This window comes from Streptomyces sp. NPDC096040, assembly GCF_040303265.1.
In the GTDB taxonomy this organism is placed as follows: Bacteria; Actinomycetota; Actinomycetes; order Streptomycetales; family Streptomycetaceae; genus Streptomyces.
Window position 1 is genome coordinate 19,558 of record NZ_JBEOTA010000004.1, and the last position, 9,084, is coordinate 28,641.

Below are 9,084 nucleotides of genomic sequence, written 5' to 3' on the forward strand. Positions count from 1 at the left end.
TTTATTCAGTGTCCCGGATTCAGCTTGAACGTCCAGCCTTCGAAAACCAGAAAGCAAGGGGTTCAGAAGTGAACGTCAAGTCCTACGCCAAGGTCGGCGCTGTTTTCGGTGCCGCGGCTCTCGGTCTCGGAATCCTCACCTCCCCGGCTTCCGCCGACCCGACCCCGATCACCGACTACCGTCAACTCGCGGGTGTCGGCTCCGACACCACGCAGTACGTGATGAACGGCCTCAGCGAGTCCTCCACGGTGACCAACGCCAGCGGCAAGATCATCGCGTCGTGGAACGCGACGGGCACGAGCACGATCAAGACCAAGGCGACCGGCTGTGACACCGTCGCGCGCCCCGACGGTTCGTCGGCCGGTATCAACGCGCTCAACGCCGACCTGGCCGCCGGCACCCACTGCATCGACTTCGCCCGTTCCTCGCGTGGCCCGGCGGACACCAGCAACACCGACCTGACCTTCATCCCGTTCGCCAAGGACGGTGTCACCTACGCCACCGACCTGGGCAGCACCCTGCCGACGAACCTCACCACGGCGCAGCTGGCCGCCATCTACGAGTGCAAGTCCACCGAGTTCCCGAGCGCGCAGCCGCTGCTGCCGCAGTCCGGCTCCGGTACCCGCTCGTTCTGGCTGCAGGCCCTCGGCATCACCGAGGCCGACCTCGGCAGCTGCGTCGACGGCACGATCCAGGAGCACAACGGCGAGGCGATCGTCAACGCCAACCAGCTCATGCCGTACTCGATCGCCCAGTGGATCGCCCAGGGCAAGGGCCTCTCCGACGTCCCGAACCGCCGCGGCGAGTCCCGCCTGCGCAACATCAACAGCACCGCCCCGACCACGGGCACGGGCACGGCGGTCGCGCTCAACCCCGCCTTCACCCCGAACTTCCTCCGGAACGTCTACAACGTCGTCCCGACCGCCAACCTCACCAACAGCGTCATCGCCGGGACTTTCGTCGGCTCCACCTCGAAGGTCTGCTCCGACACCGCCACGATCACCAAGTACGGCTTCGGCACCCTGAGCAACTGCGGTGTCACCACCACCACAGGCGAGCGCTGATCCGTGCACATCGTCTGATTCCCGCGTAACGGCCGGGCACCCTCGGGTGCCCGGCCCCACGTGCTGTCCCAGTACATCCGTCAACCGTCCCCCGGGGGGCCACGCCATGACAGTGCCACATCCGTTCCGAAGAGCGGCCGCCCTCGCGGCCGCCTGTGCCCTGGCTGTCCTGGGCCTCGTAGCCCTGGTCACCTCACAGTCCCAGCCTGCCCGGGCGGCCTCGGTCGGCGAATTCACCATGACGCCCGGCAGCGGGAGCCTGACCGGCGCACAGCCGATCGCCGGTTCCCTCGGGTTCTCCGGCGCATGTCCCGACGCCACCATCGAGGACATCAACTGGAACAGCGTTCTCGCCCTGTACGTGGTCAAGGCCGACGGCACCGAGGCACGGGCGATGACCGGGATCACCGACCAGGCGCCCTACACCGGGGCGTCCTCGACGGTCTCGCTGGCCGCGGCGGACAACCCGGGTATGGACGTCAGCAGCCTGTCGGACATCATCACGGGCGACGGAACGTACGAGTTGCGCCTACGGTGCGTGGAAAACGACGACTGGTCCATTCCGCCCTCGTCGATCGTGCCGGGCGACCCGTACTGGTCACAGAAGATCACCGTCACTGGCAACCAGTGGGTGGTCGGGGAAGGCGCCACGGCCACCGGCGTCGCCCTGACGGCCGTCCCCAGCGTGGCCGCGCCCGGCGCTGCGGTGAAACTCACCGCGACGCTCTCCCCCGCGGAGGCGACCGGCACCGTCACGTTCCTGGACGGTGACACGACGCTGGGCCAGGCCACGGTCAGCGACGGGAAGGCCGAGCTGACGACGACGACCCTGTCCGAGGACACGCACCACATCGTCGCCAAGTTCACTCCGTCCTCCACCGCCGACTGGGGAACCTCGGAATCCGACCCCTTCCAGGTGGTCGTGCAGTTGCCGAGGTACGAGATGTACGACAACGGGTCCGGGGACCTGCTGGCCGACAACCCCCAACTCGAGCGCGGCCAGTCGGTGAAGCTGCTCCTCCGAGGTTGCGAACCGGGCACCAAGTACACGATGACCATGCGCAACAACGACAGCTCGTTCCCTGCCGCCACAGCCGACGCGAGCGGGACGGTGACCTGGCCCACGCTGACCGTGCCGGAGGGCGCCGTGGCCGGGCAGACCTACTGGGACAACACCCCGGACTGCACCGGCGGCTCGTACCCCGTGGCACAGGTCAACTTCACCCTCGCCGAGCCGTCCTCCGAGTCCCCCTCCGCGACTCCGACCGACGGCTCCAGTGACGAGCCCACCGACCAGCCCACGGACGGCTCCTCCACCGAGCCCACCGACGGTTCCTCCGGCGACACGTCCGGCACCACCTCCGGCACCGCGGGCGGAGACACCACCTCCGGCGGTAGCTCCACCACCTCCGGCGGTTCCTCAGGCTCCGGCGGCGGCCTCGCCTCCACCGGCAGCCAGATCGCGCTGTTCTCCGGCGTCGGCGCCGTCATCCTCACCGGGGCAGGCATCGCCTTCGTGCGGTACGGCCGCCGCAACGGGCTGCTGACCTTCGGCGAGCCCAGGGCCTGACCGCCCAGGGAGGCACGGGCGGCGGGCCCCCACCCCGCCGCCCGCGCCTCCGTTTCTCCACCACACACCTCTTCACAGGAGCGCGCCCCGTGACCGTTCTGTCCCCGCCCCCGCCGGCCCAGGCGCCGCCGGCGTCGGCGCCCGCACCCGAGCCCCAGCCCCGCGCGGCGGCACCGCGGGCCGAGCGCCCCGGCTTCGCCTTCGCGGGGGTCGCGCTGTGCCTGCTCTCGGCCCTGCTGCTCGGCTTCGCCGCCAACCTCACCATCGTGGGGCACCTCCAGCACAGCCGCGACCAGCAGACCGCGTACGACGAGTTCCGCCGGCAACTCGCCCTGGGAATCGCCCCGGTGGGCCAGCAGACGTACGACGGCAAGATGCTGGAGCCGGGCGCTCCGGTCGCCCTGCTGCGCATCCCGGCCCTGGGCCTGAAGCAGGTCGTCGGCGAGAGCACCACCTCCGGTGTGCTGATGGCCGGACCGGGCCACCGCCGGGACACCCCGCTGCCCGGACAGGCCGGCACCAGCGTGATCATGGGCCGCCAGTGGGGATACGGCAGCCCGTTCAACAAACTGCACGAACTGCCCGTGGGCAGCGACATCCGGGTGACGACCGGTCAGGGCACGGCCACCTACAAGGTCACGGGCATCCGCCGCGAGGGCGACCCGCTGCCGCCCGTCCTCACGGCGAACCAGGGGCGGCTCACGCTCATCACCGCCGAGGGCGGCCCGTACACCCCCTCCGGCGCGATCCGCGTCGACGCGACGCTGACGAGCGCCGTACAGCCCAGCCCGCCGCGTCCGCTGGCCCTCGGCTGGATCGACGGCTCCGAGCAGGCCATGGGCACCGAAGGCGCCGCCTGGCTCCCGGTCTTCCTCTGGTCGCAGGCCCTGCTGCTCGCCGCCCTGCTCACCGTGGCCGCCTACCGTGTGTGGGGCCGCTGGCAGACCTGGATCGTCAGCGCCCCCGTCCTGGCCGCCCTCGGCCTCGCCGTCTCCGGCGCCGCCACCCGCCTGCTGCCCAACCTGCTCTGAACGACGAGGAGTTCACCATCATGTCCGACACCACCGACACGTCCGACACCCTCGTCGACGAGATCCTCGACCCGACGAAGAGGATGACGGCCGTCAAGGCGCCCAAGCTCGGCGCGGCCACCGTGGAGAGCAACCCGGCGACGCTGGAGGCCGACTCCGTCTCGGCCTGGTTCGGCAACCACAAGGTGCTGGAGCAGGTCTCGCTCACCATGCCCGCCCGCAAGGTCACCGCGCTCATCGGCCCGTCCGGCTGCGGCAAGTCCACGTTCCTGCGCATCCTCAACCGCATGCACGAGCTGGTCGGCTCCGCGTCCCTCTCGGGCCGGGTGCTCCTGGACGGCGAGGACATCTACGACCGGGGGCGCCGCATCACGCACGCCCGCCGCGAGATCGGCATGGTCTTCCAGAAGCCCAACCCCTTCCCCGCGATGTCGATCTACGACAACGTCACCGCCGGCCTGAAGCTGGCCGGTGTCAGGGCGGGCCGCGACGACAAGGACTGGCTCGTCGAGGAGTGCCTCACCAAGGCGGGCCTGTGGAAAGAGGTCAAGGACCGGCTCCGCCAGCCCGGCGGCGCGCTCTCCGGCGGCCAGCAGCAGCGCCTGTGCATCGCCCGCTCCCTGGCGGTCTGCCCCCGGGTCCTGCTGATGGACGAGCCGTGCTCGGCGCTCGACCCGACCTCCACGCGCCGCATCGAGGAGACGATCCACGAGCTGACCGACGAGGTCACCATCGTGATCGTCACCCACAACATGCAGCAGGCGGCTCGCGTCTCCAAGCAGTGCGCCTTCTTCCTCGCCGAGCAGGGCACCCCCGGCGTGATCGTCGAACACGGCCCCACCGAGGACATGTTCGACAACCCGCAGGACCCGCGCACCACGGACTACGTGAACGGCCGCTTCGGGTGAGGCCGTGGCGGCCCCGAAGGAGTTCAGAAGTGAACGTCATCTCTCGCGCCTGCCCGGGGAATCGGTGACCACCGGACGACCCGGTCGGGCGGCGGCCCGTACCGCCGCACGCCGGGTCCTCGCCCTGGTGGCCGTGGTCGCCTCCGCCGCCCTGGCGGGCTGCGCCGCCCCCGGGACGGCCGACAAGCCGTTGGCGGCCGCACCGGCGAGCGCCCCGGCCGCCACCCCGGCTGTCGAACAGGCGCCCACTCCCGACGGGACGCCGACCCGAGCCGTACCGCCCGACTCCACCCCCACGGCACCCGCGCACAGCCCCACGCCCCGCCCGTCGGCGTCCCCGAGCGCACCCTAGGCATCGCCCGAGGCCGAGCTCCCCGCCCCTGCCCCCACCGCCCGCCCCTCTTCCTCCCCGCGCCCCCGCACCACACGGACCGGCCCGACGGCGTCCCCGCACCCGTCGTCCGAAACCGAGGCGGAGACCTTCAGCGAGCGCAGCCAGAACGGTTCCACCACCCTCCGCATCGGCTCCTGGTCCGCCCGAGTCGTGCGGGGTGGGCAGGACGCGGTGGACGCCTGCCGGGACGCCGTGCAGTGGACGGGGCCCGACCTCGGCACGGAAGACGGGTACGCGATGCGCACGGCCGTCGTCGTGGGCCATGACTACTGCGGGTTCGCGCGGTTCGCCGAGCTGCCCGTCGGCACGACGGTCACGGCCACCACCCCGCGCGGCACCTTCACCTACCGGGTGTACGCCACCTACGTCTCACCCGGCCGCGGCACCCCCTCCCACGGCCTGTACTGGGGCGATCTCACACTCCAGTCCTGCGTCGGGCCGAACACGGGCTTCAGCTACCTGACGCGCGTTCAGCCGTAGCCGGCCGGCCGTCACCCCGGCACCCGTGTGACGCTCCTGCGTCCACCAGGAGCCCACCCACCCGGCACCGGGTCCGGCTGACTCATGGGGCCGAACCCCGTGCCGGGCTCGTGCGCGGCAACCGGCGCTCCGCCAGTGAGCTGGGGCGGCGGAACGCCTGGGGGCGGATGCCTCCAAGGGGGGCTGGGAGTGCATCCCTACCGCAGTCACAGCGTGCGGTCGCCCCTTCGGCCGCAGGCGTCCGAGGAGCAAGCGAAGGCCCAACTCCCCATGAACCACGGCGCATCACGGCGCGCTCGGCCACACCAGCAGCATGTACGCCCCGCAGTACGCCGACCCCGCCACCGCGGCCGTCAGCGCGAGCACCCGCAACCGCAGTGAGGCGCGGGCGAGATATCCGGCGACGGGCAGCAGCAGCGGGAAGCCGGGGAGGAGGAAGCGGGCCCGCGGGAAGTAGACGCCCCCGCTCGCCACCACGATCACCAGCAGGACCGCGCCGAACACCAGCAGCGGCACCGGCTGCCGGTCCGCGACCGCGAGCCCGAACAGGACGACCGACGCGATGATCGTCAGGCTCACCACGATCAGGAACAGCTCCGGCCGCGCGACCTGCCCAAACAGGTGCCGCAGCCAGCGCAGGGTCTCCGCGCCGCCGTCCAGCTCGTTGTGCCACAGTCGCTGTACGGCGAAGTAGCCGTCCCAGCGGCCGAGTCTGAGGCCCACCCAGCCGACGTACGCGCACCAGCCGAGCGGGGCCAGCACGGCCGCCGTCAGTGCGCGCGCCGAGAAGCGGGAGCGCAGGGACAGCAGGGCGGTGACCGTCACGGCGGCGGCCACGGCGATGCCGGTCGGCCGGGTCAGCCCGGCGAGTACCGATCCCGCGGCCGCCCACAGCCAGCGCTCGGCGAGCACCGCGTACAGCGTCCACGCGGCGAACGCCGTGAACAGCGACTCGGTGTAGCCCATCCACTGCACCAGACCCACCGGATACGCCGCCCACAACACGGTGAGCAGCAGCCCGACCCGGCGCCCGGCCACCCGGTCGCCCACCGCGAACACGCCCCAGGCCGCGACCAGCGAGGCCAGCCAGGCGAGGGCGAGCCCGGTGCTGGCCCGGGTGCCGGGGGTGACGACGGCCACGGCCTTGACCAGCAGCGGATACAGCGGGAAGAACGCCAGGTTGTTGTGGTCGTAGGCGGTGCCCAGTGCGTGCGTGTAGCCGTGGTCGGCGATCCCGAGGTACCAGCGGGAGTCCCACTGCGTCGCCAGCATCGGCCACACCCCGTGGTGACGCCGGTGCGCCCAGACGGCGAGGAACAGCAGGCCGGTGAGGCGTACCGCGAGATAGGCGGCGAGGGCCGGGGCCGCCCGGCGCAGGGCGTGCCGGGGGGCGGTCGCCGTGGGGAGGTGGGGTCGTCGGGTGCCCGGGATGTGTCCGCTGGGGGCGGTGTCGGGGGCGGTCGAGGACACGGCGGCGGCTCCAGTGCGACTACGACGGCTGCGGCGGGCGGTACGGCGGTACGGGCGGTACCGGACCACCGTTCCCCGGGAGCCGGGGCGGGGCGCGGTGGGTGGGTCGGTCGCCGTCGCGAAATCACCCGTAGGGGTGCCCCCTGGCGGAGGGGCACCCCTACGGGGCGTCGGAGCGGGTGTCAGAGGGCGGGTGAGAGGGGGGTGTCAGATGCCGACCGCCGCCGACAGGTCCCGCTTGATCGCGGCCAGGGTCTGGGCCGCCTCGGCGCGGGCCGCCGGGAGGTCGGCGTGCGTCGCCACCGGGACGACGACCTCCAGGTAGCACTTCAGCTTGGGTTCGGTGCCGCTGGGGCGGACGACGACCCGGGCGCCGGTGAGGGTGTAGCGCAGGCCGTCGGTGGGCGGCAGCTTGTCCGTGCCCTGGGTCAGGTCCTCCGCCTTGGTGACGGGGAGGCCGGCGAGTTCGGTCGGGGGCTGCTCGCGGAGGCGCCGCATCGCGTCCGCGATGACGGAGAGGTCCTCGACGCGGACCGAGAGCTGGTCGGTGGCGTGCAGGCCGTGCTCCACGGCGAGGTCGTCGAGGAGGTCGAGGAGGGTGCGGCCCTCCTCCTTGAGGACCGAGGCCAGTTCGGTGATCAGGAGGGCGGCCGTGATGCCGTCCTTGTCCCGGACGCCGTCGGGGTCGACGCAGTAGCCGAGGGCTTCCTCGTAGCCGTAGCGCAGGCCGTCGACGCGGGCGATCCACTTGAAGCCGGTCAGGGTCTCCTCGTAGGGGAGTCCGGCCTTCTCGGCGATACGGCCGAGGAGGGAGGAGGAGACGATCGACTCGGCGAACACGCCGGTCGCTCCGCGCCGGACCAGGTGGGCGGCGAGGAGGGAACCGACCTCGTCGCCGCGCAGCATGCGCCAGGTGCCGTTGTCCTTGACGGCTGCGGCGCAGCGGTCGGCGTCCGGGTCGTTGGCGATGATCAGATCGGGGTCGGTGGCGCGGGCCTGGGCGAAGGACAGGTCCATCGCGCCGGGCTCCTCCGGGTTGGGGAAGGCGACGGTCGGGAAGTCCGGGTCCGGTTCGGCCTGTTCGGCGACCAGCACCGGCTCGGGGAAGCCGGCCCGGGCGAAGGCGGCGAGGAGGGTGTCCTTGCCGACGCCGTGCATGGCCGTGTAGACGGTCCGGGCGGTGCGGGGGGAGCCGGGGGCCAGGACGGCGTCCGTACGGGCCAGGTAGGCCTCCAGGACGGCCTCGTCGAGGGTTTCCCAGCCGGCCTCGGGGCGGGGGACGTCGTGCAGGCTCGCGATCGCGTCGATCTCGGCGGCGATCTCCGCGTCCGCGGGCGGGACGATCTGGGAGCCGTCGCCCAGATAGACCTTGTAGCCGTTGTCGCGGGGCGGGTTGTGGCTGGCGGTGACCTCGACGCCGGCGACCGCGCCGAGGTGCCGTATGGCGAACGCCAGGACCGGGGTGGGGAGGGGGCGGGGGAGTACGACGGCGTGGAGGCCGGCGCCCGTCATGACGGCCGCGGTGTCGCGGGCGAAGTCGGCAGACTTGTGGCGGGCGTCGTAGCCGATGACGACGACTCCGCCGGTGTGGCCGTGCTGCCTGAGGTAGGCGGCGAGGCCTGCGGCGGCGCGGATGACGACGGTGCGGTTCATGCGCATCGGGCCGGCGCCGAGCTCGCCGCGCAGGCCGGCGGTGCCGAACTGGAGGGTGCCGCCGAAGCGGGCCGACAGTTCGGTGATGTCCTCGGCGTCGATCAGCTTGGCCAGCTCGTCGCGGGTGTCCGGGTCCGGGTCCTCGGCGAGCCAGGTCCTGGCCCGGGCGATGAGATCGTCTTGCACGGTCGTCGTCCAACCTCTCTCGTGTCGTGCCTGCGGCGCACGCGCGGCTTCGGTGGGGGTGCGCGTAGCGCCTGTGGTTCGGTGGTGGGTCGGGGCCGGGGCGGGGGTATCCGTCCTCGGTCCGGCGGTGCGGTCTCTCAGGGTCATGCTCGGCGACGGATGCCGGCCGCTGCGGGCGGACACCCCCACCCCGTCCCCTTCCCGCCGCGGGCGACCAACGATCCGCGGCGCGCGGCGGCTGGTCAACGATCCGCCGGGAGTGGTGGGTGGCGGGCCGACGGTCCGTCGTGGGTGCCGGGTGCCCGGTACCCCCCAGGGGCGCGGGGAC

The 9,084-nt window shown here is 72.3% G+C and carries 8 protein-coding genes; 6 read left to right on the top strand and 2 right to left on the bottom strand.

The features are described from left to right. Nucleotides 1-68 precede the first annotated feature (68 nt). The 6 genes from ABTY98_RS05600 (at nucleotide 69) to ABTY98_RS05625 (ending at nucleotide 5,447) form a co-directional block, all read left to right on the top strand. Nucleotides 69-1,064 (top strand): hypothetical protein, encoded by a 996-nt coding sequence (locus ABTY98_RS05600; RefSeq protein WP_352219583.1) that lies wholly within the window; start codon nucleotides 69-71, stop codon nucleotides 1,062-1,064. 106 nt (nucleotides 1,065-1,170) lie between these two features. Further along, nucleotides 1,171-2,634 carry an Ig-like domain-containing protein gene (locus ABTY98_RS05605; protein ID WP_352219584.1) on the top strand — a complete coding sequence of 488 codons (1,464 nt, stop codon included), beginning with the start codon at nucleotides 1,171-1,173 and terminating at the stop codon, nucleotides 2,632-2,634. Nucleotides 2,635-2,723: 89 nt separating this feature from the next. Then, entirely contained in the window at nucleotides 2,724-3,665 is a 942-nt protein-coding gene (locus tag ABTY98_RS05610) for a sortase (protein WP_352219585.1), read from the top strand. A gap of 83 nt (nucleotides 3,666-3,748) precedes the next feature. Beyond that, nucleotides 3,749-4,573, top strand: coding sequence for a phosphate ABC transporter ATP-binding protein (locus tag ABTY98_RS05615; RefSeq protein WP_352219879.1), 825 nt, complete (start codon nucleotides 3,749-3,751; stop codon nucleotides 4,571-4,573). Nucleotides 4,574-4,637: 64 nt separating this feature from the next. Then, the gene (locus ABTY98_RS05620; RefSeq protein ID WP_352219586.1) at nucleotides 4,638-4,925 is read left to right on the top strand and encodes a hypothetical protein; all 288 of its coding nucleotides are present in this window, start codon (nucleotides 4,638-4,640) and stop codon (nucleotides 4,923-4,925) included. A gap of 192 nt (nucleotides 4,926-5,117) precedes the next feature. Further along, nucleotides 5,118-5,447: a sortase family protein gene (locus ABTY98_RS05625; protein WP_352219587.1), complete on the top strand. Its 330-nt coding sequence runs from the start codon at nucleotides 5,118-5,120 to the stop codon at nucleotides 5,445-5,447. 285 nt (nucleotides 5,448-5,732) lie between these two features. Here ABTY98_RS05625 and ABTY98_RS05630 read toward each other — a convergent pair whose 3' ends face one another. Further along, nucleotides 5,733-6,917: a putative hexosyltransferase gene (locus ABTY98_RS05630; protein ID WP_352219588.1), complete on the bottom strand. Its 1,185-nt coding sequence runs from the start codon at nucleotides 6,915-6,917 to the stop codon at nucleotides 5,733-5,735. Between the two features lie 207 nt (nucleotides 6,918-7,124). Then, nucleotides 7,125-8,756, bottom strand: coding sequence for a phospho-sugar mutase (locus ABTY98_RS05635; protein WP_352219589.1), 1,632 nt, complete (start codon nucleotides 8,754-8,756; stop codon nucleotides 7,125-7,127). Nucleotides 8,757-9,084 lie beyond the last annotated feature (328 nt).